The sequence below is a fragment of the Sphaerisporangium flaviroseum genome (genome assembly GCF_039537005.1).
In the GTDB taxonomy this organism is placed as follows: Bacteria; Actinomycetota; Actinomycetes; order Streptosporangiales; family Streptosporangiaceae; genus Sphaerisporangium; species Sphaerisporangium flaviroseum.
Map to the genome: position 1 here is coordinate 714,043 of NZ_BAAAZR010000002.1, position 26,575 is coordinate 740,617.

Consider the following 26,575-nt stretch of genomic DNA (forward strand, 5'->3'; position numbering starts at 1 on the left):
CCCGGGGGATGGGTGGCCGGCGTTCGCTCACACGAGCGGATCATCCGGTCCGATGGGAACGACGTCGTGCTCAGCGGTAGCCGGCGGAGACGATTGGGAACGACGTCGTGCTCAGCGGTAGCCGGCGGAGACGATGTTCGCCTGGACCGCGTTCTCGGTCGCGTCGGACGGGTAGCCCGCGACCATGGCGCCCTCGTAGAAGGTTCCCGCGCTGAGGTTGGCGCCGCCGTCGGGCTTGCAGCAGTCACCGCCACTGCCCAGGATGATGGCTCCCTGCTTCTTCATGGGGTTGTATCCAGGGGGAAGCGCGCCGTCCCAGAGAGTGAACAGGCTCCCGGACTGCGCGTTGCTGCCCTTGATCGCGAACCGGGTCGTCCCGTTGTTCTTCAGCGTGGCCGTGACGAACTTGCTGGTGAAGGCCCTCTGGTTCGGGTTCCACGACTGGCTGCCTCCTGGGAACAGCCCCCACTCCAGGTCCGCCTGGACCCAGGGACCGGTTCCCGAGCATCCACCGAACCAGCACTGCTTGCTGAAGTTGATCGCGTCCATGGCGCCGGCGGCGTCGGCCTTCCTGGTCGTCTCGCTGTTGCCGTAGTCGAAACAGCAGCCGCTGTTGACATGTGTGCCGCTGGTCACCATGTACATGCCCTCGGGCGCGGCGCCGGTCGGGACACCTGTCAGGTGACCGTCCCGCCAGTAGCTGTTGCCCGGGTTGATGTACAGCGAGTAGGCCTTGTTGCCGCCCACGGCCAGCGACTCGGTGGTGGCGGTCGCGGGCCTGCTCTGGGGGGAGCCGGGGACCACGCTCGACCCCTGGTACCACAGGTCGTTCCCTCTCCCGGACTGGTCGTAGACGACGGTGATGACGCACGAGGTGCCGGAGCAGAACGAGTCCTGGGCGGCGGCGTTGGAGGTTCCACCCGTGCTCAGGACGCCGATGTTCCTGGTCGTGTTGTCGGACGAGCGCCTGACCTGGTAGAGGTTCCCGCTGTAGGCGCCGTAGAGCGCCCGGGTCGTGCTGTGCGCCGCGACACACGGCGTACCACCCGAGGCGTAGATGTCGCAGGGGCGCGCGCCGCCGGGGGAGGTAGGCGTGGGCGTCGGGGTCGGGTTGCCGCCTCCGGCGACGCTCCACCTCTGGTTGCTCTGTCCGTTGCAGGTCCACAGGATGACCGCGGTGCCGTTGGCGGTGCCCGCCTGGTTCACATCCAGACACAGGCCTGATTGGGTACCGGTGATGGAACCGTCGGAGTTCTGCCGCCACTTCTGGTTGGCCTGCCCGTTGCAGGACCAGATGACCACCTGCGTGCCAGGCGTGGTCTGGTTGTTGTAGGCGTCCACACACCGTGTGCCGTTCCACGTGCGCAACTCGCCCGCGGAGGTGAACTCGAACGCCTGGTTGGCCTGGCCGGTGCAGTCCCAGATGTTCAGCGCGGTGCCCGGCGTGTCGACGTTGCCCCTTACGTCCAGACAGCGCTGGGAAGCGGCGCTGACCAGGGGCGCCGCCGCGGCCGAGGCCGGCGCCGCCCAGGTGAGCATGCCTGCGTACAGGGTCGCGAGCACCGCCATCACCCCCGCGGCGACGGCCGTCCGCGGGCGACGTCCGCGGTCCGCGCGGCCCGATGAGAGAACGGATGAGGTTTGCATTGTTCCTACTCCTTGGAGGGAAGGAGCGCTGAGGAGCGGTCGCGCCCTGGGGACCGCACGGCCTCGCCGTAGGTACCGGAACGCCGCTCTCGGCGTGGTGGTGACGGGGTCAGGTGCGGGTCCAGCGTTGGTTGGCGCCGCCGTTGCAGGACCAGATGACGAGTTTGGTGCCGTTGGCGGTGGAGTTGTTCGGCACGTCCAGGCACTTGTTCGCGCCGACGGCGGTGATGGTGCCGTCGGAGTTGAACCGCCACTTCTGGTTGCTCGCCCCGGTGCAGTCCCAGATGTGCACCGCTGTGCCGTCCGTGGTACCGAGGCCGGACACGTCCAGGCACTTGTTGCCGTACACCCGCAGCTCACCGGAGGTGGTCGGCGTCCACTGCTGGTTGGTCTGCCGGTTGCAGTCCCAGATCTGGGCAAGCGCACCATTGGCCGATGAGACACCGGCGACATCCAGGCACCGGCCAGAACTCACGCTCCGGATCGCACCCGGGCCCGACGAGGTCGGGGTGGGGGTCGGGGTGGGCGTGGAGGTCGGGGTCGGTGACGTGGTGCCGTCGAGGCCGAGGAAGGCGAGGGCGTAGGGGAACATGCCGTCAAGGGGCAGGGAGTGGCCGTAGCCGGCGAAGCTGAGTCCTTCGACGGGGGGCTGGTTTCCGGTGCCGCCGTAGCGGGTGCGGGTGAGGCTGGATCGGGGGCTGTCGGTGAAGACGGCGGTCTGGCTCACCTGGTTGAGGTTGGTCCATTGTTTGATCTGCTCGCCGAAGTTGGGGTAGGCGAGGGTGGTGTCGGTGGTGCCGTGCCAGGTCTGCATGCGGGGGTAGCGGCCGGTGTAGCCGGGGTACATGGCGCGGGCCTGGTCGCCCCATTGCTGGGGGGTCTTGATGAGGTTCCCGCCGGAGCACTGGCTGTTCCACAGGGATCCGTTGGTGGTGGCGAAGCAGCCCGCGGGGACGCCGGAGAACGCGGCGGCGGCGGTGAACACGTCGGGGTACTGGGCGGCCAGGACGTTGGTCATCATCGCGCCGGAGGAGAATCCGCTGACCACGATGCGGCCGGGGTCGACGTTGTAGCGCTGCCGGGCGTAGGCGACCATCGACATGATCCCGGTCGAGTCGCCGCCGCCGTCGCGCCTGAGTGCGGCCGGGGTGGAGACGTCGAAGCAGTGCCCCTCGCGGGTGGCCTCGGGGATCACGATGACGTACCCGTACCGGTCGGCCGCGGTCACGTAGTCATGGCCGACGCCGTTGAAGACGCCGCCGGCGGAGCCGGTGCAGAAGTGGACCATTACCAGTAGCGCCGGGCGTGCCGCGACGTTGTTGGGGACGTACCAGTACATGTTCAGGTTCGTTGGGTTGTTCCCGAAGTTCGTCACCCGCGTCAGCGACGCGGCCGCGGCCGGCCGGATCGCCAGGAGCATGCTCGCGGCCACCAGAAGCGAGGCGGCGGTCGCCAGCATGGCTCTGATCGTCAGTTTCACGCCGTGCCCTTTCGTCATCGGGAGATCCGTGGCGGCTCGGTCGCGGTGAGGGCCGGGCCACGACCACGCCGGGCGACCGGTCGTGGCCACGTATGTGTTAGCGCTAACAAGAGCTATCGAGGCTGAGGTCCTATCGCCGGGATGGTCATGGGTGGTGGTGCGGCGGAGCTAATACGACGGAACGGACCCTGTCAAGACTTAAGCCTTCTCATCGATCCGGGAAACCACCTGTCGCATAGGTCTCGACCACGGTTTCCAGCCGCGCACGCGCCCCTTCCAGAGGATGTGCTGCGCTGAAAATTTCACTCCTATACGGGTTGTCGCAGCTAGTGGTCGCTTCTCGCGATACGGGCCGCGACGAGAGCCGAAGCGGCGCGCGCGTGTGGCTCCGGTCCCTCTGACGTGATCCCGTCATCCAGAACGCTTGACATGTTTCATACATATTTCCACACTGAGTCCCCGAGCGGTCTCCTGTCGATCCGGTGGTGGCGGGCAGGGGCCGTGCTCTGTGACGCCGTTCGTCATGCGTCCTGTCGCTGCGACCCGGCGTCGAATCCCTCGATCTCTCACCGAATCGTCCTTCGATCTCTCAGAGTGGAGGTTCAGTCATGGGCGTGAACGCCATACCCCGGCCTGGAGCGCGGCGAGCATCCGCCGGTTCCCGCCGGGCGTTCGCCGCCGGTGCTCTCGGCGTGCTCGGCGTGCTCACGGCGCTGGTCCTGCCCGCGCCGGTCGATGCCGCCGCCGGCACTCTTGGTGCGGCGGCCGCGCAGAGCGGCCGGTACTACGGGGCCGCGGTGGCGGCGGGTCATCTCAATGACGCGACGTACGTGGCGACGTGGAACCGGGAGTTCAACTCGGTCACGGCCGAGAACGAGATGAAGTGGGACGCCACGGAACCCTCCCGCGGCTCCTTCAGCTTCGGCTCGGCGGACCGGATCGTCGCCAACGCCCGGAGCAACAACATGAAGATCCGCGGGCACACGCTGGTGTGGCACGCCCAGACCCCTGGCTGGGTGCAGAACCTGCAAGGCAACGACCTGCGCAACGCCATGATCAACCACATCAACGGCGTGATGGGTCACTACCGGGGCCAGATCTTGGCCTGGGACGTGGTCAACGAGGCGTTCGCCGACGGCGGCGCGGTCGGCACGCTGCGCAGCTCGATCTTCCAGCAGAGGCTCGGCAACGGCTTCATCGAGGAGGCCTTCCGCGCCGCACGGGCCGCCGACCCCGCCGCCAAGCTCTGCTACAACGACTACAACATCGACGACGCCAACGCGAACAAGACCCGTGGCGTCTACAACATGGTCCGCGACTTCAAGTCGCGCGGCGTGCCGATCGACTGCGTCGGCCTGCAGTCGCACTTCGGACAGGTCCCCGGCAACTACCAGCAGAACATCCAGCAGTTCGCCGCCCTCGGCGTCGACGTGCAGATCACCGAGCTCGACATCGGCGGCTCGGGGACCGGCCAGGCCGACTCCTACCGCCGCGTCACGCAGGCTTGCATGGCCGTCCCCCGCTGCACCGGCATCACCGTCTGGGGTATCACCGACAAATACTCCTGGCGCAGTGGTGACACGCCCCTATTGTTCGACGGCAACTTCAACAAGAAACCCGCCTACACCGCCGTCCTCAACGCACTGAACGCCGTCAGCCCAGACCCCTCTCCCTCCCCCTCTCCCTCCCCCTCTCCGGGCACGGGTGCGATCCGGGGTGCGGGTTCTGGCCGGTGCCTGGATGTCACGGGTGCCTCGCAGGCCAACGGGGCGCAGGCCCAGATCTGGGACTGCAACGGCCAGAGCAACCAGCAGTGGACGGCGACCAGCTCAGGTGAGCTGCGGGTCTACGGCGGCAAGTGCCTGGACGTGTACAACCAGGGCACCGCCGACAACACCTCGGTGGTCATCTGGGACTGCAACGGGCAGAACAACCAGCAGTGGCGGTTCAACGCCGACGGGAGCATCACCGCCGTCGGCTCCGGCAAGTGCCTGGACGTCCCCGGCAACGCCACCGCCAACGGCACCAAACTCGTCATCTGGTCCTGCAACGGCGGCGCCAACCAACGCTGGACCCGCACCTGATCCGTCGACGATCACACGAACCTACCCGCCACCTCGTCCCGGGCGACGCCGGCCTCCGCCGGCCGGCCCGGGACGACATGCCCCACCGCCAGCAGCCGCCGGCCGGCTTGCTCCGGACGGACGTTGGGGCTGTCGGCCGTCAGAGTGTTCGACCGGTGGGTGAAAGCGGTGATCGTGTCCTCGTGGATCGTGAGGCCGAGACCGGGCGCGTCCCCGAGGACGAACGCGCCGTCCTCGACGTACAGGTCGAGGGTCACCCCGAGCGGCGGTTCCAGATCCTGCAGCTCGCTGACCATGTGGTTCGGCACCGACGTCGCGGCGTGCAGCAGGGCGACCGGGGTGTTGCCGATCGGGCTGACCGGTACATCGTGGGCGTGGGCGAGTGCGGACACCCGGAGGAAATGGGTGACGCCCCAGACCGCCGCCGCCTGGACGATGTCCGCGGCGCCGGTGGCCAGCAGCGGCCGGTACTGCTCCAGCCCGGTGAGGTTCTCCCCGGTGGCGACCGACGCGCGGATCCCTCTGCCTACGACGGCCAGGCCCTCGGCGTCCCACCGCCGGACGGGCTCCTCGATCCAGGTGAGATCCAGGGTGCGTTCGAGTTCGCAGACGTGCCGGACCGCCTGCTTGCGAGACCAGGCTTCGTTGACGTCGAGCATCAGGCCCGGCCGCCTTCCGTGCCCTGCCTCGGTGAGGACCTCCCGCACCAGGTTCAGGCGGTGCCGGTCCCGTTCGATGTCGAGGCCGCCCTTGAGCTTGGCCGCCCGTAGGCCGTACTGGGCGTAGACCTGGTAGACCGAGACGAGTTCGTCGTCGGTCAGGCCGATATCCAGGCCCGAGGCGTACGCGGGCACCCGTCTGTCACCTCCGCCCAGCAGGCGCCAGAGGGGTTCACCGGCCGCCTTCGCCTTGATGTCCCAAAGGGCGGTGTCGAGTGCGCCGATGGTCCCGAACACCGCTCCCGCGTGGCCGGCTTTGAAGGTTTGGCGCAGCATGCGGTCGTACAGCGCCGTCACGCCACGCGGATCCTCGCCCTCGATGGCGGCGAAGACGGTGTCGAGCCCACCGTGCGGCCCGATGCCGACGCCGGTTATCCCCTCGTCCGTGTCGACCATGACGATGGGCACCGTGACCACGCCGTCGGCGAACAGACCGTTGGCGTCACCGACCGGACGGCCCCATTCCTGAACCGTCGTCAACGTGCGATACCCCGTGATACGCATGTCAGCCCTTCGTGGAACCGGCGGTGACACCGTCGGCGATCTGGCGCTGGAGAAAGAGGTAGATCATCAAGACGGGTACGGCGGCGATCAGAACCCCTGAGGCGAAGGTGGGGATGTCGTCGGAATACTGTCCACGCAGCGAGGTGACCCCGACCATGAGGGTGCGATGGTCGGCCGACGGCATCATCAGCAGGGAGATGAGCACGTCGTTCCAGCAGAACAAGGTGTCGAGGATACCCACAGAGAGCAGCGCCGGGGTCCCCATCGGCAGCATGATCCGCCGGTACACGCCGTAGACGGTATTCCCGTCGATCCTGGCCGCGTCGACTATCTCCCGGGGGATGGTCTTGTAGTAGCTGGTCATCAGGAAGACGGTGAAGGGGAGGAACTGCGCGACGTAGGCCAGGATCAGTCCGGGGTAGGTGTCGATGAGACCGCTGTCGGCCATGACCCGGGCGAACGGCACCATGATCACCTGGAACGGGATGAACAGTGCCGCCAGACACCCCAGGAAGAGCGCCTTGGAGCCGCGGAACGGCAGCTGACTCAGCGCGAAGCCCGCCATCGACCCCAGGAGCAGCAGAAGGATCACCGAGGCCGTCACCACGACGAGTGAGTTGGCGAAGTATCGTGCCATGCCGACGCTGGTCCATGCCGTGACGAGGTTGTCCCAGTTCAGGGAGCCGGTCAGGGAGAACCGGTCGAGAATGTAGTCCCGCCGGGTCTTCATGGCGACGTTGGCGGTGAACACCAGGGGATAGATCGTCGCGAGCGCGAGGACCGCCATCGGAACGGCGACCACCCACTTGCTCAAACGCCTGCCGGGCATCAGTCCTCCCTCCCGGAGCGCCGGAGCACGCTCATCTGCGCCAGCCCCACGATGAGCATGATGAAGAAGAGAACCGTCGAGGCGGCCGAGGCGAGCGCGGGGCGGTTCATCTGTCCCTGCTCGTGCCAGATGTAGTACTCCGGCAGGTAGGTGGACCCTTCCGGGCCGCCGGCGGTCATGACGTACAGCAGGCCGAACATGGACGTCAGCATCCCGATCATCGTGGTCACGAAGACGAACTGAATGGTGCGGGACAGTCCTGGGATGATCACGTGCCAGATGACCTGCGGCAGCGTGGCGCCGTCCACCCGCGCGGCGTCCAGGAGCGAGGGGTTCAGGGTGGCGAAGCCCGCGAGGAACACCACCAGGGCCATGCCGAACGTCGCCCAGATGTGCACACCGACGACCGCGAACATGGCGACACCCGGGTCGCCGAGCCAGTCGACCGGGCCGAGGCCGGCCCTCCCGAGGAGGTCGTTCAACGGGCCGTCGAAGGCGAGCAGGAGGTTGTAGATCGCACCGACGATCACCGGTGACAGCACGGCGGGGAAGAAATAGACGCTCCGGAACAACCGGTGCCCGGGCACGCGCAGGTAGATGAACGTCGCGAGAAGGCCGGGGATGGCCACCGCCACGGGCAGCAGCAGCACCAGCAGCCCGACGTTGCGCAGGGCGCCCTGGAACAACGGATCCTGGAGCAACTCCACGTAGTTGGCGAACCCGACCGCGGTCCCGTTGTTCTCACCGTCACCGGTGAAGGAGAAGTTGACGCCCAGCAGCAGCGGCCACAACCGCAGGGTGACGATGATCAGTACGGCTGGAGCCACCAGAACATATGGAGCGAAGCGCTCGGTACGCAGTGTGCGGGGGGCCCGGCGAGAACCGGCCCTGGTGGCGCCACCACGCGTTCGCCGCGTGGCTTCCGCTCCGCCGGTCCGCCCGGCGGAGTCCGGGCGGACCAACGGTGACGAACCTCCGATCGGCACGTGATCAACTCGCCTTGTCGGAAGCGGCCAGCTGCTCCACCACCTTGTCGACGGTCGCCGATCCGCTCAGCAACTGCTGGGACAGTCTCCTCATCAGATCGATGGTCTTGGAGGACAACGCGACATGCAGGGCGGGCTTGCCGTCCTTGAGAGTGGCCACGATCGAGCCGACCGCCGGGGCGCCCTGCGGCACGTCGATCGTGGTGTCGGACGCGATCGCGCCGGCGTCGGAGGAGAAGGAGGCCAGGGCGCCGGTCGAGGTGAGTGAGCGCACCAGGTCGGCGGCCAGCGCCGGCTCCTTGGTCCACTTGGCGACCGCGTAGCCGATACCACCGTCGTAGGGCATGTTCGGGCCGGAGCCGGAGGTGACGACCGGGGCGGGCATCACACCGACCTTGTCGGCCCCCAGGAACTCGCCGAAGTCCTTCCAGTGCCCCACGTCGGACATCAGCCCGATGATGTGGGCGGCCTTCCCCGCATCGAAGATCGCGAAGGAGTCGTTGAACATCGCGGTCGAGTTGGCCCCCTTGTTGTTCAGACCCGAGTCGTTGGCCTCCTTCCACAACTCGAAGATCCGCTTCACGTTGGGCGACTTCCAGTCGCGCTTCCCGGCGATCCAGTCGTCGTACTCCTGTGGCGTCAGGATTCCCGAGCCCAGGCCCGACACGAAGAACTCGATGCCGATGCCCTCCTTGTTGCCGAGCGCGAAGCAATCGGCCTTGGTCGCCTTCTTGATGGCCGCACAGGCGCCGACCAGGTCGTCCCATGTCTTGGGCGGGCTCGCCGGGTCAAGCCCGGCCTTCTCGTACAGCGTCTTGTTGTAGTAGACCGGATGACCCTGCAACGTCACCGGCGCGGCGTAGACCTTGCCGTCCTTGCTGAACGCGTCCCAGCCCGCCAGCCGCTCCTTGTCCCCGGCCACGTACTGGTCCAGCGGCAGCAGCGCGTTCACGCGGTCGCGGATCTGGCCACCCCCGTTGAACATCATGACGTCGGGACCCGTGCTGGACTGGATGGCCGAGCCGAGGAGGGTGTAGTACTGATCGAACGGCTGGGCCACGAATTCGACGGTGGCCCCGGGATGCTTCTTGGCGAAGTCGGCCTTCGCCTTCGCGAGGTAGGTGGCCGCGGTCTTCTCACCGGACTTCCAGTCCCAGACCACGATCTTCGCGGCCTTGTTGGGTTCGCCCGTCGTGCTGGGCTCGGTCCGTGTGGCGCTTCCGCAGCCGGCCAGGGTCAGCCCCGCTAACAGGACGACCGGCAGAAGTGTTCGTTGCCGCATTGACGTGTTCGCTTTCCAGTGGGCGGCCGGCTCGCCCGGCCAACTAGGGCGAAACGTAACTCGTATGACGTCTGACGTCAACACACATATGACATATACTGCAACGGAGATCAGTGGCGCCGTGCGCGGCGGCCGGAGGGAATATGACGGCATCGCAGGAATCGCCCGAAAGTGTCGCGATCCCTCCCGCGTGGGTGCGACGGCCGGCCAATCTCGCCAGGGCGGTGACAGCGGAGCTGGTGGAGCGCATCGTCCGCGGAGTGCACCCGCCGGGAACGCCGCTCCCCGCCGAGCCCGCGCTGTGTGAGACCTTCTTGGTGAGCCGGACCGTCGTCCGGGAAGCCGTGAAGATCCTCCAGGAGAAGGGGCTCGTGCAGGTCCGTCAGGGCACCGGGACCATGGTCACCGCGCCGGCGATGTGGAACATGCTCGACGAGTTCGTCCTCGAGGCGGCCATCGCGGTGGATGAGAGCCTCGCGATCCTTGACGACGTCGTCGTCACGCGGCGTGTGCTGGAGTCCGACATGGCGAACGTCGCCGCTCGCGTCGCGGGCGAGGACACCGTCGAGCGGCTGCGTGCGCTCGTCGATCGCATGGACGAGCTCGTGGACGACCCCGTGACCTACGCCGGCGTCGACCGGGCCTTCCACGACACGATCATGCAAGCGTCCGGCAACCGCATCGCGCGGGGCGTGGTGCGTTCGCTGGAGAACCAGGTCATCAACACCGCCCGGTACATGGGCAAGACCGAGCGGGCCATGTGCGTGGCGTCGAACCTCGGCCACCGTCGCGTCTACGAGCGCATCGCCGCCCATGACCCCGACGGCGCCGCCGAGGCGATGTTCACGCACATCACCGATGCGTGGCTCGTCCGCCGTAACGGACCAGGCGATCCCCTGCGTTTGCGACGCTGACGCCAGGAGCGGAGGGAGGACTGCGCACCCTGGGACTTCGGAGTCCGCGATCTCAGGGGGAACCTCGTGCGGAGAGGACCGCTGTGAGCGCCGTCCTCACAGCCGATCAACGGAGGGCCGGCGCCGCGGGACCGGCCTGAGGGAGAACGGCGCTGCAGGACCGGCCTGAGGGAGAACGGCGCTGCAGGACCGGCCTGAGGGAGAACGGCGACGCGGCGGGGGAGCCGTCCGGTCACCTCAGGTGCGGCCGAGGAAGGTCAGCAAGCGGTCGAGGGGCCAGGTGTTGATCACGTCGTCGGTGGTGAGCCAGGCGCGCCGGGCGATGCCGACGCCGAACCGCATGTTGTCGAGATGCGGCACGGCATGCGAGTCGCTGTCGATGGAGAACTTCACGCCGTGGTGGCGGGCGAGCCGTGCCAGGTCGGGGGGAAGGTCGGCGCGGTCGGGGTAGGCGTCGATCTCCAGCGCGGTGTTCGTGCGCGCCGCCGCGGCGAAGACGGCCTCCCAGTCGGCGTCCACCGGAGGGCGCTTGCCGATCTTACGGGTGGTGGGATGGCCGATGACGTGGACGTCGGGGTTCTCGCAGGCGGTGATGAACCGGCGGGTCATCTCGTCGCGGGACTGGGTGAAGTGGGAGTGCACCGAGGCCACGCAGATGTCGAAGCCCTGGAGGATCTCGGCGGGCCAGTCGACGGTGCCGTCGGGCGCGATGTTGAGCTCCGTGCCGTGCAGAAGCCGCATATGCGGATATTCGTCTTGAAGTCGGTGGAGCCGGGCGCGCTGCTCCAGCATCTTCTCGTGGGTCATGCGCTGCATGAAGAGGTTCGGCGCGTGGTCGGTCACCGCGTAGTACGCGTACCCGCGCCCGGCCGCCGCCTCGACCATCTCCTCCAGGGTGGCGATGCCGTCGGTGAGGTTCGTGTGGGTGTGCAGGTCGCCCTTGAGGTCGCCAAGCGTCACCGGCTCGGGAAGCTCTCCGCGCAGGGCGGCCCGGACCTCGCCGCCGTCCTCCCGCATCTCCGGAGGCACCCACTGCATGCCGAGGGCGGCGTAGATCTCCTCCTCGGTCTTGGAGGCGATCACGGTCTCGCCCTCGAACAGGCCGTACTCCGACAGCTTCCAGCCGCGCTTCACGCACATCTCGCGCAGCAGTACGTTGTGCTCCTTGGAACCGGTGAAGTACTGCATCGCCGCGCCCCACGACTCGGCCGGCACCAGGCGGAGGTCGACCTGGAGGCCTCGCGTGGTGCGGATCGAGGTCTTCAGGTTTCCGCTCGCGATGACCTCCGCGACGTACGGCTGCCGCTTGAACTCCTCCATCAGCGTCTCCGGCCCGACGGCCAGGATGTCGATGTCGCCGATCGTGTCCTTCATCCGGCGCAGCGAGCCCGCGTAGGCGATCTTCTCGGCCGGGAGCGAGGCGATGATCTGCTCGGCGACATCCATGGCCACGCCGAGATGCACGCGTTCACCGGCCTGCTGGAGCTGCTCGATGCCCTTGAGGAGGTTCTCCTCGGTTTTGGCCCCGAAGCCCTTGAGCCCCGCCAGCCTGCCCTCGCGGATCGCCTCGGCCAGCGCCTCTGGGGAGTCGATGCCGAGCTCGCGGTAGAGGAAGACGGCCTTCTTCGGCCCGAGGGTGGCGACGCGCGTCAGCCTCCGCACCCCCTCGGGCACCTGAATACGCAGGTCGTCGAGCTGGTGGAAGCTGCCGCGCTGGAGGAACTCCTCCACCTTCTTGGCGATCGCCTCACCCACGCCGGGCACCTCGCGGACGTTCACCCGGGAGATGTCCCCGGGATATCCCGCGATGGCCTTGGCGGCCTTCTGATAACTGCGCACCCGGAAGGCGTCACCGCCGCTCATCGCGAACAGATCGGCATACTCCTCCAGCGCCGCAGCCGCGTCATCGTTCGCCCGCCCCATGGGCATCAGCTTACGGACCCCCGCTGACAATCCCGCAGGGCCACCCGCGGGGCCGCGGGTCGCCCTCACGCAGGCTACGGTGTCAGCGGGTTTCCCAGGTGCCGGACGTGGGGTCCTCGTTGCTCGTGCAGACGGCGTTGGACCATGCCACGATGTGGGTCTGGAGCCATTTACCGTACCTGGTCACGTACGAGGTGCCGCCGATCTTGTAGCACTTCACCTTGGCCCGGTACTCGCCAGTGCCGTTCACGCAGGTGACCGAGTACGAGTGCGCGGTGTAGCGGTCGTAGCAGGAGTACGGCGTGGCCTGCGCGGGGCCGGCCGGCAGCAGCACCGAGGCGGCCAGGACCGTGCCGAGCCCCGCGGACACCGCGCCGCCTCGCTGATACTCGGTCGACGGGCCGTGGGCTCGATTTACCTTCCGGTGGACGGGATCGTGTGGTGCGGCGGCGGGGTGGCGGTGTGGGGGTCAGCGCCAGATGACGGCCTGCGTGCGGAGACCGGTGGTCCAGTGGTAGTCGAGGGTGCCGACGATCCAGCCCTGGTCGTTGATGTCGTGGGCCTGGGAGGAGTTCACTTGGGCGGGCACGGGGAGGGTGCGGGGCTGGGAGGTGGGGGTGGGCCACAGAGCGGCGAAGCCGTAGAACTCACCACGCTTGCTGAAGCTGCCGACGATCTGGCCGTGCTCGTTGATGGCGTCGGCGCCGGCGTTGGACACGTCGGCGGGAAGCGGGAGGGCGGTCATCGAAGAGCCGTGCCAGAAGAACCCCCGGCGGTCGCCGTCGGCCGTGTCGGAGTTGCCGACCACCTGGCCGAGATTGTTGATCGCGCTGGGGGTGCTCATCTCGCCGAGCGTGCCGAGGGCACGGCCGGTGCCGTTGTGCCATAGGTACGCGCGGTACGTCGATTGCGGGTAGCCGTCCTCGTTAACGGTGTAGTTGTCGGCGCCGACCACCTGGCCGTGGTCGTTGACGGCGTTGGACACCAGGCCGGGGCGCAGGTCGATGACGGTCTTGACGTCGCCGGACAGCAGGACGGCGCGCAACTCGGTGAAGCCGGGGGTGGGAGCGAAGCTGATGGTGATGTGGCCGCGGGCGACGGCCGCGTCACAGTAACCCGGGGCGCCGTGTGCGTTGAGGTCGGTCATCGTGCCGTTCTGCCACAGGAAGGGGCTCCACTCGCCCGAAGGCAACTCGCTGCAGCCGACGACGCGGCCGTCGTCGTCGATGCCGGAGGCGAAGCTCGTCATGCCGCCGAGCGTGCCGAGATCGGTCATCTTGCCGTTCTTCCAGAGGAACGCGTGGCTTTCCCCCGCCTCCACCGGGCTGTCGCCGACGACGTGACCGCGGTTGTTGATGGCTCGGGCGATGCTCCACGTGCCGCCGAGGGTGCCGAGGTGGACGGCGCGGAGGGGCGCCGCCGTACTCGCCGACGCGGCCTGCGGCGAGGTGAGCGTGACTAAGGACATGGTCGCGATCGAGGCGATGGACGTGGCCATGAGACGGCGGAGGGATTGGCGCATGCGGAAGTTCCCTTCGGAAGGGCGCGAGAGGATGTCGTGATCATCGTAAGTGCCGTCTCCGCCGGCGTTTCTTATCAAATCCTTACGCCCGCTCAAGTGGCCGCACGCCCCGGAGCGATGATCGCTTGGGCCGGCGGGTGAACCCCTGAACGACCGCCGTGCACTCACCGCGTGGAGTCGGGGCCATGGCAGCGTCCCGAAGAGTGGATCCGGTGACACTCTGCTGATCCGGGCCGGAGCCCTGCTCATCGTGAAGGTGGACCGGGTAGTGAATGTGTTCCAGATCAGGGGCAGACGCGCTGGTACGGCTGCTCGTCCGGCAGGTACTGGTGCCATTCCTGTTCACTGAGCGGGCGGGCGGCGAGCGCGCACAGGGCCGAGACCGGATCGGCGGGGAATCCGACGTTCCACAGTTGCACTGTGTCGTCGTCGGTCGTGGTGGCCAGCAGGGTTCCGTCAGGGCTGAAGGCCATCGAGCCGATGCCGCCCCGGCTGGTAAGGGGCATACCGACCTGCCTGCGCATCATGGTGTCCCACAGGCGCACGACGCCGTTGTCGTCGCGAGTGGCCAGGACGGTTCCGTCTGGGCTGAAGGCCACGCTTCTCGCCTGGACGGTCCGGCTGACGATCAGGGGTGGTCCGTCCTGTACGCGCGTGGCGACCCGCCACAACCGCACGGTACCGTCCTCGGCGGCGCCGGCCAGGGTGCTGCCGTCGGGGCTGAAGACCAGCTCATGAACCGTAGGCATCCCCGACAGGTCGCCGATCCGCCGATATGTGGCGGTGTCCCACAGGGCGGCAGTGCGATCCCCGCCCAGGGTGGCCAGCATGGTGCCGTCCCGGCTGAACGAAAGGCCGTGGACATCCAGAGGGGCGGCCTTGATCGGCGCGCCCACCCGCTTACGGGTAGTGACGTCCCAGATGCCCACAATGCCGTCTTGGTCGGCGACGGCCAGCGTGGTCCCGCTGGGGCTGAAGGCCAAGTCCAGGATGCTGGTGCGGGTGGCGGCGAGAGGCGCGCCGATCTGCGTGCGGGTCGCGGTGCGCCAGAGCCGCACGGTTCCTCGCGCGGCGCCGGCCACCAGGGTGCCGTCGTGGTTGAACGCCATGGCCCAGGGCCAATCGCCAAGACCGCTGAGCGGGCCTATCTGCCTGCGGCCGGCCAGGTCCCACAGCAGGAGTGCCTTGGCCCGGCCTGCGGTGGCCAGCGTGGTGCCGTCGGGGCTGAAGGCGACCCAGCCGATCGAGCCGTTCGGGCCGGCCAGGGGAGGGCCTGTCGGCCGGAACATGGTGGGATCCCACAGGCGCACGACGCCATTCCCGTGACCGCTGTCGTTGTCGTTGTCGTTGTCGTAGTCGATCCAGTTCGCCGCGGTGGCGAGCATCGATCCGTCCGGGCTGAACGCGACGTCGAAGATCTTCTCGTTCGGGTCGGTCAGGGGCTCGCCGAGCGGCTCATGCGTGGTGGTGCTCCACAGGCGCACACCGCCGCCATAGTCTTCGGTGGCCAGCGTCGTCCCATCGGGGCTGAAGGCCACCTCGGAGACCTGGTTGTCGCGGCTGACGATGATCGATGCACCGATCTGCTCGTGCGTGGCGGTGCTCCACAGCCGCGCTGTGCCGTCCTGCGCGCCGGTGGCCAGCATGGTGCCGTCGGGACTGAAGGTGACGTCCTGAACGGTCTGGTAGCCGGTGGCGGCGATCCGCCGGCCTATCTGCTTATGGGTGACCATGTTCCAGAGGCTCACGGTGCCGTCGTTCCCGGCGCCGGCCACGACCTCGCCGCCGGGATCGATCGCGACCGCGTAGACCGTCGACCTGCCGTGGCGCATCGGCTGCCCGATCTGCTTGCCTGAGGAGACCTTCCACAGCCGTATGGTGCCGTCGTTCCCGGCGGTGGCCAGTATGCCGCCGTCCGGGCTGAACGCCAGGTCTTCGATGCCGCCCCCGTGCTCGAGCCGCCCGATCTGCTTGCGTGCGGCGACGTCCCAGAGCAGCACCACTCCGTTGTCGCCGCTACCGGCCAGGGTGGTGCCGTCGTTGCTGAACGTCAGCTTCCCCGCGATGTCCTTGTGGCCGGGCAAAGGGTCGCCGATCTGCCTGCGTGCGCCGACGTCCCACAGCCGTACGGTCAGGTCCTCGCCCGTACTGGCCAGCATGTTCCCGTCGTGGTTGAAGGCCAGGGACGTGACCCTGCCCGCGTGCCCGGCCAGGACGCCGCGCGAGGGAGCGGCCAGCGCGTTGAGCATGCTGTGGCGCGCCTCGTCGGTGTGGGCGATCCGCCAGGCGGCGACGGCGAGCAGTGCGGCGGCGACGGGGTCCGTGTCACGCAGGACGGTGCTCTGCGTCGACAACTGCCTGGAAAGCGCCTGAAGGCTCCGGTTCTCCGCCTCGCCGGCGAACCGCACGGCCGCCACCGCGGCGATCGAGGCGACCAGCGTCAGCCCGCTCAAGACCGCGATTCCCAAGCGGATCCAGCGCCTGCGATGGCCGGCGGCACGGATGGAGGCCGCGAAGAATTCCGCCACGGTCCGTTCGAGAGGTGGATAGCGCCCGGGATCGGCCTCCCACCCCGCGCGCGCCTGCCGGACTGCGGCCAGCCGGGTCCCGCGATAGAGGAACGAGGAGTCCCTGCCGTGCCTTTCCCAGTCGCCCGCGTCGGCAAGCAGCTGGCCGTACAGGATCCGGCCTGCCTGGTCGTCCTCCAGCCACTCACGCAGCCGCGGCCAGGCACGTAGCAAGCAGTCGTGGGCGATCTCCACGGTGGTGCCGTGCACGACGATCAGCCGCTTGGTGGCGAAGGCGTCCACGACCGCGTCCGCGACCGGCTCGCCGAGCTGCGATTTGGGCAAGCGACGCCGGGCGAGCCGTCCGTCGCCCGAGACCACGGTCATGCGCTGGAACAGCCGCCTGGCCGTGGCCCGCTCCTCCTCCGTCAGCCCCGAGAAGACCGCCTCGGCGCTGGTCTGCACGGCCTGCCAGACACCGCCGCCCCGTCCATACCCGCGGACGGTCAGCAGGTCGCCCTCGCGGTTCTCCCAGGTGGCCAGCATCGCCTGTGACAGCAGCGGCAGTACGCCCGCGCCGTAGCCGTCGCGGGATCCGAGCTCGTCCAGCACTGCATCCGCCAGGCCGGGCTCCAGCTGCAGATCGGCGGCGGCCGCCGGACTCGTGATGGCGCTGCGCAGCTCGGGCTCGGTCATCGGGCCCACCACGACCTGGCCCTCCTGCAACCCCTCGGCCAGGACCGGGTAAGCGGCGCAGCGGTCGAGGAAGTCCCCCCTGACACCGATGACGACCAGCGCGGGAGCTCGCGCCTCGGGGCCCATGGGCGTGGTGGCCATGCTGGTCAGCGCGGTGATGAACGCCTCGCGCTGGGCGCTCTCCTCAACGAGCGTGAAGACCTCCTCGAACTGGTCGACCACAAGCACCATCCGCGCCGCTTCGCCGGCATCGGAGGCCAGGACGGCCTGCCGTAGGAGGAGGTGAGCGTCAGCGGGGTGGTCGGCCAGGCTCCGGCGTACCGTGACGGGGTCCAGATGGCTCAGGGCGGCCAGGTGCGCCGCGAGCTCCTCCAGCGGCGCCCTGGTTGGGGTGAGCAGCAGGCACGGCCAGCGGGCCGAGCCTGCGACGGGCAGCATCTCCCTGGCCAGCGCGGGCAGCAGCCCTGCACGCAGGAGCGACGACTTGCCCACGCCGGAGACGCCGGTGACCATCACCACGCTCTGCTCGCTCAGCCGTTCGGACAGCTTGCCCAGCAGGAGGCGGGTGACCTGTTCGCGTCCGTGGAAGATCGGGACGTGGTCGGCCTCGAACGGCAACAGCCCCCGGTAGGGGCTCCCCTGGTCCCACCGCGTTGTATGGGCGCCGGCCGAGCGGTCCCGCCTGAGCAGGGCCAGCTCCTCACGGATGAGCATGAGCTGGGCGGACTGCATGCGCATGCGGCTGCGGTCGTGGCGGCGCTCGGCGTCCTGGCGCAGCAGGGTGCGCTGGATCTCGCTGGCGGCGCGGTCAATGCCGGTGAGCAGGAAGCCGAACTCGGCGAACTCGCCGCTCAGCGCGACGAACGCGGCGTTGATCTGCGTCTGCAGCGTGCGGTTGCCGCTGTCGACGGCCAGCTCCAGCGCGATGCTCGCCGCATCGATCTCGCGTAGCACCGCGGCGAGCGCGATACGCAGCTGCCGGGCTTGCGCGGTGTCGGTGGCGAGTATGTCCTCGATCCGCTCCGCTAGCTCCTGTTCGACCTCACGCGCCGCGGGCTCCTTCGCCGCGGTACGCCGGCGCAGCGCCGCGACCCCGTTGCCGATCACCTGGCTGAGCACGTTGGTGCCCACCCCGGTCGCCACGCCGAGCCAGGCCAGTCCGGCCTGGTCGGGGGCCACCAGCGCCAGCGGGGTGAGTGCGCCGGCGGACAGCAGGGCGAGCAGCGCCGGAGGCGTCATCCTGGCCAGCCCGGCCGCTGATACCCGGGCCAGCGCGACCGCCACGCCCTCTCGCGCCTCCTGCCGGACCCCGCGCACCGGATCATCGCGCGGTCGCTCGGCATCGGCAGCCATCAAAGGTCACCAACCGGGTTCGGAGAGTGCTGGTACCCGGATATCGCCGTGCCGGCTGTTTCCGCTACAGCTCCCGCACGCTCACGAAGCTCAGCAGGGTACCGGTCGACGTGACGTGACTTGAGCCTCTAGTCCTGCGGACGGGCTTGTCCGGGAGTCTCAGTGGGCCACGGGGCGGTCTACGTAGGGTTCGGCGAGGGTGGCCAGTTCCTTGTCGGAGAGGGTGAGGGCGACGGAGGCGACGGCGTCGTCCAGGTGCTTCTCCTTGGTCGCGCCGATGATCGGGGCGGTGACGCCGGGCTGGGCGAGCAGCCAGGCCAGGCCGACCTGCGCCGCGGGCACCCCGCGCTCGGCGGCGATCTCGGCGACCCGGGCGAGGATCGCCGCGTCGCCGGGTCCGCCGTACAGCGCGGTGATCCGGCCGTCGGTGTTCGCGCGGGTCGTCCCCTGCTCTTCCGAACCGGCCCGCGCCACCAGGCCGCGCGCCAGCGGGCTCCACGGGATCATCCCGACCCCCTGGTCGATGCAGAGCGGGACCATCTCGCGCTCCTCCTCGCGGTAGAGGAGGTTGTAGTGGTTCTGCATCGAGACGAACTTCGTCCAGCCGTTGACCTCGGCGACGTGCTGGGCCTTGGCGAACTGCCAGGCGTACATGGTCGAGGCGCCGATGTAGCGGGCCTTCCCCGCGCGCACCACGTCGTGGAGAGCTTCCATGGTCTCCTCGATGGGCGTGTGGTCGTCCCAGCGGTGGATCTGGTAGAGGTCGACGTAGTCGGTGCCCAGGCGCCTGAGCGAGGCGTCGATCGCGGCGTGGATGTGCTTGCGCGACAGCCCGCTGTCGTTGGTCGCCTGGCCCACGGGGAAGAAGACCTTGGTGGCCAGCACGTAGTCCTCCCGGTTGGGGAAGATCTTGCGGAGCAGCCGCCCTGTGACCTCCTCGCTGGTGCCGACCGAGTAGACGTCTGCGGTGTCGTAGAAGGTCACGCCCGCTTCGGCGGCCCTGCGGACCAGGGGTTCGCTGCGTTCCTCGTCCAGCACCCAGTCCTGCCACTTGGACGGGTCTCCATAGCTCATCATTCCAAGGCAGATCCGGGACACCTTCATGCCGGTACTGCCCAAGCGTACGTACTCCACCAGAACCTCCACGGACGCTAGTTATTCGCCACAGGCCAGGCTATCTGGACATCTTGCTGGGGATCGGTTCCACGCTACGCATACTCGCCGCGGCACCGCGACAAGGGGATCGCATTGGGCACGCCGTCGTCTCCCGCTTCCGCGGGTCTTCTCGGCGTCGACGGCCCCGAAAGTCTATCGTCAAGGAATGGATGGGGCGGCGGTGAGGGAATAGGGGGAAGTGCCACTAGGTGTTTCCTAGGGTATTCGCCTTACCGCCGCCCCGGTCTGTATGCCGGTCTTACCGGGCTCCCGTCCATGGGCGGTGTCACGGTTCGCGTTGCCAAGGGATGGGTGGGGCGTCACCGGGGCGGTGTTCGCCGCCGGGCCGGTATTTCACTTCGAACCAGACGGTGCGGCCGTGGCCGTCCTCATGGACGTTCCATCGGTGGGCGATGAGGTCGACGAGCATCAGGCCCCTTCCGCCCTCGGCGAGCACGTCGCCGCCCAAGTGCGGGGCCGTTTCCGCTCCGGCGTCCACCACGTCGACGTGCACGAGTTCCTGGTGGTCGGCGAGCGCCAGGGTGACGGTCCCGCCGTTCCTTGAATCGGAATGGACGACGGCGTTCGTCACAAGCTCGGAAACCAGGAGGACCACGTCGTCGAGTGCGGGATGACGCTCGCCGAGTTTCGCTCTCACGTATTCGCGGGCATGGGACACCGACTCCGGAGAACCGGCCAGATGGATAACGCCGAGCAGGAATCCTGTCATCATCGGCTCGCCTTTTCGTTCGCCGGGAAAACACCGGTCGTCGTCGGGACTTCGCCTTCACAGAATGCCGAGAGCTCACTACTGTTGGTAGCCGATCACCTGCACGCCGTGACCACAAATGTTGTGGGCGGTGCGGTGAACGCAGCCAAGCGCCCTATTCGAGAGGCAGGTGAACCATGCCCCCCGACCACGACGTGGATCCGTACGAGTCCCCACGTGCCCTGTTCGCCTACGAGCTTCGCCGCTACCGGAACGCGGCCGAGATGAGCCAGCGGCAGCTCGCCCAGCGCATCGGATACTCCGACTCCATGGTGAACATGGTGGAGCAGGCCAAACGGCCGCCGTCCAAACAGTTCGCGGAGTTCTGCGACCGGGTCTTCGGCCTCGACGGCACCATGCTTAGGCTCTACATGGCCACGACCTGGCACAAGGTCCCGGATTACCTCCGTCCGTGGTTGGAGGAGGAACAGGATGCCACCGGCCTGCGGAACTGGGAGCCCACCATCGTCCCCGGCCTGCTCCAGACGCAGGCGTACGCACGGGAGATCATCGCCGCGACCCCCGGCATCTCGGAAGATGAGCTGGAAAGACGGCTGACGAACCGCATGCAGCGGCAGGCGATCCTTCACCGCGACAGGCCGCCCGTGCTCAACGTGGTGATCGACGAAGCCGTGATCCGGCGGGTGATCGGGGATACGAAGATCATGCTTGAGCAGCTAATGTACCTGCTTGAGATCGCCCGGCATCCCGAGGTGACGATTCAGATCGTGCCGTCTACGGTGCGCGCCCACTGCGGGGTGGCAGGCGGGTTCCTCATCGCCGAACGGAACGGGTCCCCTTATGCCGCCTACACCGATGCCCAGCCGTTCGGGCGTACCTTCGACGATCGCCGGTTGATCGCCGAGTTGGTGCGCCGGTACGACGCGCTCCGGTCCGAGGCCGTCCCGTTCAGCCAGTCCCTCCGAGTCATACAGGAAGCGGTGAACGAAAGTGACGCAAGATCTTCGGGGCGCACGGTGGCGTAAGAGCAGCTTCAGCGCGGACCAGGGCAACTGTGTCGAGGTGGCCTCGAACCTGCCCGGCGTCGTCGGCGTGCGTGACAGCAAGAACCCCGGTGGACCTTCCCTCGCCTGCACCCCGAGCGGCTGGTCGGCGTTCGTCCGCGGCCTCAAGCGGGGAGACCTGTCCGCCTGAACGCGCACAGGCCGTTCTGGAGTGACCTCGGCCGGCCGCGGCCGGCCGCGGCCGAGGTCACTGGGCGGGTCTGCTCCGGACCGACGGGAGTGCCGGCAGAGAGCTTGTTCACCCATGCCCGAGCCGGAACGCGTGATGCCGGGGAGAGGAGAGGAGTGGCGGGGCGGCTGTGAGGGAATGGGTCCCCGTACCGATGGCTCCAAGGCAGATAGGGATAGTGGTGACCGCGACCGTTCAAGTCCTGACAGAGGGATACGTCGGCGAGCGGGTCGCCGGTACGGTGACGTTGATCCTCGATGGCGATGTGGTCGCCGTCGTGGACCCGGGGATGGTGGCCGACCGGCGGCTCATCCTGGACCCCATCGCGGGCCTGGGCATCGGGGCCGAGGATGTGACCGATGTGGTGTTCTCGCACCACCACCCCGACCACACGCTGAACGCGGCGCTGTTCCCCCGGGCGCGCTTCCACGACCACTGGGCGATCTACCACGATGACGTCTGGGAGCGCCGGGACGCTGACGGCTTCCAGCTTTCCGCCGCGGTGCGACTGATGCGGACCCCTGGCCACACCCGGCAGGACATCACCACACTCGCCGAGACGGACGACGGCCTGGTGGCCGCGACGCATCTGTGGTGGAACGCCGACGGACCGGCCGAGGACCCGCTCGCCGAGGACCTGGACGAGCTGAGGGCGTCGCGCGGGCGACTGCTGGCGCTACGCCCCAGCCTGATCATCCCGGGCCACGGCTCACCGTTCGTCCCGGTCGAGGACACCGCCCGCTGAGCTTTCAACGAGCCGGGCGGATCCGGCCTCCTAATGACCCGAGCGTGGACGTGAAGGGGTACCAGGTCGTCACGAGGTGGAGCCACAGGACGCCGGCTAGCAGCAGGTGCGGTCGTGGGGGCCCTGCCGGCCGGGGACGTTGCGCCAGTCGCTGGACACCACGGTCGCGCCCAGGCAGCCCAGCATCCGTGCGCGGGCCAGGGCCTGCTCGGGAGTGGGGTTGTAGGTGTCCAGGGTGGGGGAGATCCGCTCTGGCCCCGTCGTCGGGAGTGGGGTGACCCTGCATGAGCGCGGCCGGGGTGATCATGGCACCGCCGAGGCGGTCGCGGAACACCGTGTCCAGCTCGTCGGGCCCCCGGCCCCGGTTGTCGTGGAACCCGTCCTTCATCTCCAGCTTGATGATGAGCGGTTCGGCGGTGTGACCGATCGAGCAAGTGCTTGCTCAACGACACGACGATCCGTTCATAACCCCCTGGCCGGTGAGCGCCAGATCGATCACAGCCGAACAGGCGCGGACCCCTTACCGCACACCTGACAAGGAGTCCCAGAGGGCGTGCCGGCGGTCGCGTAGCCGTGCCGGGCGGGCGATGCGCTATCGCACGGCGACGACGAACCGCACTTTCGTGTAGCCGAGCGAGCCGGTCACGCGCCAGCACCCCGCCTGCGAGAACAGCACCCCTGTGGGCTGTAGCCCCGTCGGCGCGTACCCGGACGGGACGTCGACGGTCGCGGACCCCTTGTCTTCGTCGATCCTGGTCGCGCTGAGCTTGAGCCGTCCCTCGGCCAGCCGCCACCAGCCGATCTTCATCCCGTAGCCCTCAGGTACCCGCTCGGGACGGTAGGCGGGATCGGGCAGGGAGACCCACAGATCGCCGTCGCCGAACCACTGGCCGTGGTCGGGGGACTGCCGGAGAACCTCGCTCGGAGGACGGCTCCGGCGGTCGGAGCCACGGGTGACGGCACACGGTTTCCCCTTGGTACCCGGTGTCCCGGCCCCCGGTGTCCCGGCCCCCGGTGTCGTGGTGCTCGGTGTCGTGGTGCTCGGTGTCGTGGTGTTCGATGTCGCGGTGTTCGGACGGGCTTGCGCCGAACAGCCGGCGGCGCCGGCACCGATGCCGAGCACCACGGACAGACACACGAGCGGGTGGCGTGTACTTCTCAACGGCGGCCGCCTCCTGGTTCGGGCTTCGGGCACGATCACATCGCCGTTAGTACCGCCGCCCGACCCGGAAGGTTCCTTCAGCCGGTACCGGGCTGGTCACCCGCGCGTCGTCGTGGCACCTTCCTTTCGAGAAAGGGCAAGGCCGTGGGGTCTTTCCGCATACGCTTTTCCGGCGTCCCATCCTTCAAGCGGACGCGATCGGGATGTTCCGCCGTTCAGGGTAGGAATTTCCGGACGTCCCCGGCGTATGAGTAAAGCGTTCCGGATGTCCCATTCTTTATGGACTCCCCTTTCTGTCCGGCCTTTCTGTCCCATTCAATGACATGGCCGGGCGGTAACAACATTGAGCAACAACGCGAAACTTTCTTGCGTAATTATCCGGATATTTCTACCTTCGAGCCATGATCTTCTCTCGGGCACGCCGGGGCGGTGGTGGTCATGCTCGCCCCTGAACGATCGCGGCGGCACCCCGCCGCGTGGGCCGCTCACCGGTTGAGCCGGGCGCTGGAGAACACCGAGTCCCTGGGGGCGACCGTCGCGGAGACGGTGGCGGAGGAGGAACGCCGGTGATCGCAGTCGGTGATGCGCACGCGGACCGCCCGAAGGACCATTGTCGTGTGAACCGGATAACGGTGGAGCGGGTACGGGCGGCCGTCGCCCTCATCGTGCAGAGCGAGCGGCAGCGAAGGCTCGCCGAGGGCCTGATACATGGCTGGCGACTCACCCGAGCAGACCTCGACGAGGCGGCCCGGTCTCTCGGTACCCCGGTCATGTCCGACGAGGAGTGGAACGCGATCCAGGACGGACGCGGGGCCGACCGATCGTGGACATCCGGGCTCCAAGATCCGTGACTACCGGTTGCCGGCGGGGTCGCGCGCCTATCTTGGTAGGACGTAAAAAGCATCAGGAGATGTCCTCATGAGCGATGAGAAGCCAACCGCTGGCCGGAAGTTACCTGAGATCGACATCTCTGTTCCGCACTCGGCGCGGATCTGGAACTACTGGCTGGGCGGAAAGGACAACTATCCCGCCGACCGGGCCGCCGGGGACGAGTATGCTCACCGAGGCCCGGCGACGCTACAACGAGGGCGGCGCGGTTCCCTACAACCTGCGAACCCCCGAGGAGATCGGCGGCTTCTTCGACGGCCTTGAGCTGGTGGAGCCGGGCCTTGTGTCCCTGACGCGGTGGCGCTTCGAGGCGACTCCTTTCAGCACCCCCGACGAAGTCGACGGCTTCTGCGCCGTGGGCCGCAAACCGTAACCCCCGACAACCTGATCGCGCCGGGCCGGATCGAAGGCCCGCTCGCCGTGCACCACTCGTACTCACCTTGGACGACCCGCTCGATTGGAGAGTCATGCCGGAGATAGCCACAACCGCGACCGTCAACGCACGACCTGAAGAGGTCTGGGCGCTGCTGCGCGACTTCAACGGGCTGGGCGCCTGGCACCCGGCGATGCCGCCCAGCGTGATCGAGGAGGGGCATGGGCCCGAGGCGGTAGGTGCCGTCCGCAGGTTCGAGATCGCGGACGGCTCGGTGGTGCGGGAGCGGCTCACCGCATTCTCCGACGCCGACCGGTCCTATTCGTACACTCTCGAAGAGACCGCGCTGCCCATGAGCGACTACCACGCGATGCTGGCGGTGTCGCCCGCCGCCTCCGGAGGGGCCACGATCAAGTGGTCGGTGTCGTTCAACTGCCCACCGGAGGAGGAGAGGCACCTGGAGGACTTCGTGCGCAACGTCGTCTTCGGCAGCGGCATGGTCGTGCTGAAGGCCCGTTTCCAGTGACTCGTGCCCGTCCTGCTTTCACGGGGAGGGGTCAGAAGTGGTAGGGGCCGAAGCGGCCCCAGGCGACCAGGGCGGAGAGGGCCAGCAGGACGACGTTGACGAGCGCCACAGGCGGCTCGTGACGGCGGACGTGGGTGATGATCGCGCCGACCATGATCACCGCGAGTCCGGTCGCCGCGAGCGGGGTGAGAACGGGGGCGATGCCGGTGACGGCGGGCAGGATCAGGCCCAGGGCGGCGAGAAGCTCCATAGCGCCGATGAACTTCACCATGTTGGGGGAGAAGTCCTCCACCCATCCCATGTTCTTGGCGAGCTTCTCCTTGGGCTGGGTGGTCTTCAGCACGCCGGCCGCGCCGAACATGAGGGCGAGGAGTACTTGAAGCACCCACAGGAAGACGTTCACAGGGTCTCCTTCGAGCGGCCGGGAGGGGGTATGCCGTCCAGGCGGGCCCGGCCGTGGCCGCCTGGAGGAAGTGTTGTGGCAAGGGGTCGCTGAGCTGGTACGCGCTGCGCTGCGTAGGCCGATGGTCACCTTGATTCAGGAGCGTAGCATAGAAGTCGAGGGTGCCCTCGAGTTCGTTACACTAGGGATATGTCGCTCGATGAGCACGCGCCCACCACGAGCCCGCGGCCCCTGCGCCGCGACGCGCAACGTAACCGTGACGCCCTGGTGGCCGCGGCCCGAACGATCTTCGCCTCGGAAGGCATCGACGCCCCGCTCGAACAGATCGCCAGGCAGGCCGGAGTGGCCATCGGCACGCTCTACCGCAACTTCCCCACCCGCATGGACCTGGTCGAGGCGATATTCGTCGACAAGCTGCGCGCCTTGGTCGATCGCGCGGAGCAGGCCCTGGTCATGGACGACGCCTGGGAGGCGTTCGCCTTCTACCTCGAGGAGCTCTGCGAGCTTCAGGCCGGCGACCGGGGTTTCAACGACCTGGCGTCCATGCGCTTTCCCCACGCGGAGTGCATGGAGCGCACCCAGGGCCACATCTACGAGCTGAGCCGCCGCATCGTCGAGCGAGCGCAGGAGCAGGGTGTGGTCCGGCCCGACGTCACGGCGGAGGACCTGGCGTTCGTGGTGTGGTCCAACACCCGCGTCAGCGAGGCCACCAAGGCCGTCTGCCCGAGGGCGTGGCGGCGCCACCTCGGCCTGATGCTCGACGCCTTCCGGGCCGGCCGTGCCCGTCCACTGCCCGAGCCGCCCATGCGACCCGAAGAGGTCTACCAGGCCATGGTGAGCCTGGGCGGATCGAGCACGTGTACCGGCTGAGGTCTGCGAGCCTCGGCGAGTCCGGCACACGTACCGGCTGATGT

At 68.2% G+C, this 26,575-nt stretch carries 24 protein-coding genes and 1 pseudogene; 11 read left to right on the forward strand and 14 right to left on the reverse strand.

From position 1 onward, the window contains the following. Positions 1 to 111 precede the first annotated feature (111 nt). Together ABD810_RS09365 and ABD810_RS09370 are read right to left on the reverse strand one after the other, a co-directional pair. Positions 112 to 1,563 carry a lectin gene (locus tag ABD810_RS09365; RefSeq protein WP_344936841.1) on the reverse strand — a complete coding sequence of 484 codons (1,452 nt, stop codon included), beginning with the start codon at positions 1,561 to 1,563 and terminating at the stop codon, positions 112 to 114. A 193-nt stretch (positions 1,564 to 1,756) separates the two neighbouring features. Beyond that, positions 1,757 to 3,145: an extracellular catalytic domain type 1 short-chain-length polyhydroxyalkanoate depolymerase gene (locus ABD810_RS09370; protein WP_344936845.1), complete on the reverse strand. Its 1,389-nt coding sequence runs from the start codon at positions 3,143 to 3,145 to the stop codon at positions 1,757 to 1,759. 590 nt (positions 3,146 to 3,735) lie between these two features. On the opposite strand from ABD810_RS09370, the gene ABD810_RS09375 reads away from it, so the two are divergent. Next, the gene (locus ABD810_RS09375) at positions 3,736 to 5,211 is read left to right on the forward strand and encodes a lectin (RefSeq protein ID WP_344936847.1); all 1,476 of its coding nucleotides are present in this window, start codon (positions 3,736 to 3,738) and stop codon (positions 5,209 to 5,211) included. An 11-nt stretch (positions 5,212 to 5,222) separates the two neighbouring features. Here ABD810_RS09375 and ABD810_RS09380 read toward each other — a convergent pair whose 3' ends face one another. From ABD810_RS09380 to ABD810_RS09395, 4 genes are all read right to left on the reverse strand, one after another. Further along, complete coding sequence (locus ABD810_RS09380; protein ID WP_344936849.1) at positions 5,223 to 6,434, reverse strand: mandelate racemase/muconate lactonizing enzyme family protein; 1,212 nt, start codon at positions 6,432 to 6,434, stop codon at positions 5,223 to 5,225. Position 6,435: 1 nt separating this feature from the next. Further along, complete coding sequence (locus ABD810_RS09385; protein WP_344936852.1) at positions 6,436 to 7,263, reverse strand: carbohydrate ABC transporter permease; 828 nt, start codon at positions 7,261 to 7,263, stop codon at positions 6,436 to 6,438. Further along, a complete protein-coding gene (locus tag ABD810_RS09390) occupies positions 7,263 to 8,090 on the reverse strand; it encodes a carbohydrate ABC transporter permease (protein WP_344936854.1) in 828 nt (275 codons plus the stop codon). The genes ABD810_RS09385 and ABD810_RS09390 overlap by 1 nt, the downstream gene beginning before the upstream one ends. A 163-nt stretch (positions 8,091 to 8,253) precedes the next feature. Beyond that, on the reverse strand, positions 8,254 to 9,531 hold the full coding sequence (locus ABD810_RS09395; protein ID WP_344936856.1) for an ABC transporter substrate-binding protein: 1,278 nt from the start codon (positions 9,529 to 9,531) through the stop codon (positions 8,254 to 8,256). Between the two features lie 143 nt (positions 9,532 to 9,674). Here ABD810_RS09395 and ABD810_RS09400 point away from each other — a divergent pair, with 143 nt between their 5' ends. Continuing rightward, positions 9,675 to 10,445, forward strand: a complete 771-nt coding sequence (locus ABD810_RS09400) for a FadR/GntR family transcriptional regulator (RefSeq protein WP_344936858.1) — start codon at positions 9,675 to 9,677, stop codon at positions 10,443 to 10,445. A 237-nt stretch (positions 10,446 to 10,682) separates the two neighbouring features. On the opposite strand, the gene polX is transcribed toward ABD810_RS09400, so the two are convergent. From polX to ABD810_RS09430, 6 genes are all read right to left on the reverse strand, one after another. Further along, positions 10,683 to 12,368 (reverse strand): DNA polymerase/3'-5' exonuclease PolX, encoded by a 1,686-nt coding sequence (polX, locus tag ABD810_RS09405; RefSeq protein WP_344936860.1) that lies wholly within the window; start codon positions 12,366 to 12,368, stop codon positions 10,683 to 10,685. Positions 12,369 to 12,450: 82 nt separating this feature from the next. After that, a complete protein-coding gene (locus tag ABD810_RS09410) occupies positions 12,451 to 12,738 on the reverse strand; it encodes a hypothetical protein (RefSeq protein ID WP_344936862.1) in 288 nt (95 codons plus the stop codon). Between the two features lie 99 nt (positions 12,739 to 12,837). Then, entirely contained in the window at positions 12,838 to 13,890 is a 1,053-nt protein-coding gene (locus ABD810_RS09415) for a hypothetical protein (RefSeq protein WP_344936865.1), read from the reverse strand. 284 nt (positions 13,891 to 14,174) lie between these two features. Then, positions 14,175 to 18,446 (reverse strand): nSTAND1 domain-containing NTPase, encoded by a 4,272-nt coding sequence (locus ABD810_RS09420; protein WP_344936868.1) that lies wholly within the window; start codon positions 18,444 to 18,446, stop codon positions 14,175 to 14,177. A gap of 159 nt (positions 18,447 to 18,605) precedes the next feature. After that, a complete protein-coding gene (locus ABD810_RS09425) occupies positions 18,606 to 19,580 on the reverse strand; it encodes an aldo/keto reductase (RefSeq protein WP_344936870.1) in 975 nt (324 codons plus the stop codon). Between the two features lie 307 nt (positions 19,581 to 19,887). Continuing rightward, complete coding sequence (locus ABD810_RS09430) at positions 19,888 to 20,334, reverse strand: ATP-binding protein (protein ID WP_344936873.1); 447 nt, start codon at positions 20,332 to 20,334, stop codon at positions 19,888 to 19,890. A 173-nt stretch (positions 20,335 to 20,507) separates the two neighbouring features. On the opposite strand from ABD810_RS09430, the gene ABD810_RS09435 reads away from it, so the two are divergent. The 3 genes from ABD810_RS09435 (at position 20,508) to ABD810_RS09445 (ending at position 22,309) form a co-directional block, all read left to right on the forward strand. Beyond that, positions 20,508 to 21,356, forward strand: a complete 849-nt coding sequence (locus tag ABD810_RS09435) for a helix-turn-helix domain-containing protein (protein WP_344936875.1) — start codon at positions 20,508 to 20,510, stop codon at positions 21,354 to 21,356. Continuing rightward, complete coding sequence (locus tag ABD810_RS09440) at positions 21,322 to 21,525, forward strand: DUF397 domain-containing protein (RefSeq protein WP_344936877.1); 204 nt, start codon at positions 21,322 to 21,324, stop codon at positions 21,523 to 21,525. Before ABD810_RS09435 ends, ABD810_RS09440 begins: the two co-directional genes overlap by 35 nt. A gap of 220 nt (positions 21,526 to 21,745) precedes the next feature. After that, positions 21,746 to 22,309 carry an MBL fold metallo-hydrolase gene (locus ABD810_RS09445; protein WP_344936879.1) on the forward strand — a complete coding sequence of 188 codons (564 nt, stop codon included), beginning with the start codon at positions 21,746 to 21,748 and terminating at the stop codon, positions 22,307 to 22,309. 592 nt (positions 22,310 to 22,901) lie between these two features. Here the strand turns inward: ABD810_RS09445 and ABD810_RS09450 are convergent. Next, positions 22,902 to 23,471, reverse strand: coding sequence for a hypothetical protein (locus tag ABD810_RS09450; protein ID WP_344936881.1), 570 nt, complete (start codon positions 23,469 to 23,471; stop codon positions 22,902 to 22,904). Between the two features lie 438 nt (positions 23,472 to 23,909). Between ABD810_RS09450 and ABD810_RS09455 the strand changes: the two genes are divergently transcribed. From ABD810_RS09455 to ABD810_RS09475, 5 genes and pseudogenes are all read left to right on the forward strand, one after another. After that, positions 23,910 to 24,041: a hypothetical protein gene (locus tag ABD810_RS09455; protein ID WP_344936883.1), complete on the forward strand. Its 132-nt coding sequence runs from the start codon at positions 23,910 to 23,912 to the stop codon at positions 24,039 to 24,041. 47 nt (positions 24,042 to 24,088) lie between these two features. Continuing rightward, positions 24,089 to 24,322: a hypothetical protein gene (locus ABD810_RS09460; RefSeq protein ID WP_344936885.1), complete on the forward strand. Its 234-nt coding sequence runs from the start codon at positions 24,089 to 24,091 to the stop codon at positions 24,320 to 24,322. A 67-nt stretch (positions 24,323 to 24,389) separates the two neighbouring features. Beyond that, positions 24,390 to 24,522, forward strand: a pseudogene (locus ABD810_RS40990) (SAM-dependent methyltransferase); the annotation flags it as partial. Positions 24,523 to 24,525: 3 nt separating this feature from the next. After that, on the forward strand, positions 24,526 to 24,732 hold the full coding sequence (locus tag ABD810_RS09470) for an SAM-dependent methyltransferase (protein WP_344936889.1): 207 nt from the start codon (positions 24,526 to 24,528) through the stop codon (positions 24,730 to 24,732). A gap of 94 nt (positions 24,733 to 24,826) precedes the next feature. Then, positions 24,827 to 25,258, forward strand: coding sequence for an SRPBCC family protein (locus ABD810_RS09475; protein ID WP_344936891.1), 432 nt, complete (start codon positions 24,827 to 24,829; stop codon positions 25,256 to 25,258). Between the two features lie 31 nt (positions 25,259 to 25,289). On the opposite strand, the gene ABD810_RS09480 is transcribed toward ABD810_RS09475, so the two are convergent. Beyond that, a complete protein-coding gene (locus tag ABD810_RS09480; RefSeq protein WP_344936893.1) occupies positions 25,290 to 25,661 on the reverse strand; it encodes a DoxX family protein in 372 nt (123 codons plus the stop codon). 189 nt (positions 25,662 to 25,850) lie between these two features. On the opposite strand from ABD810_RS09480, the gene ABD810_RS09485 reads away from it, so the two are divergent. Further along, positions 25,851 to 26,531: a TetR/AcrR family transcriptional regulator gene (locus ABD810_RS09485; RefSeq protein WP_344936895.1), complete on the forward strand. Its 681-nt coding sequence runs from the start codon at positions 25,851 to 25,853 to the stop codon at positions 26,529 to 26,531. Positions 26,532 to 26,575 lie beyond the last annotated feature (44 nt).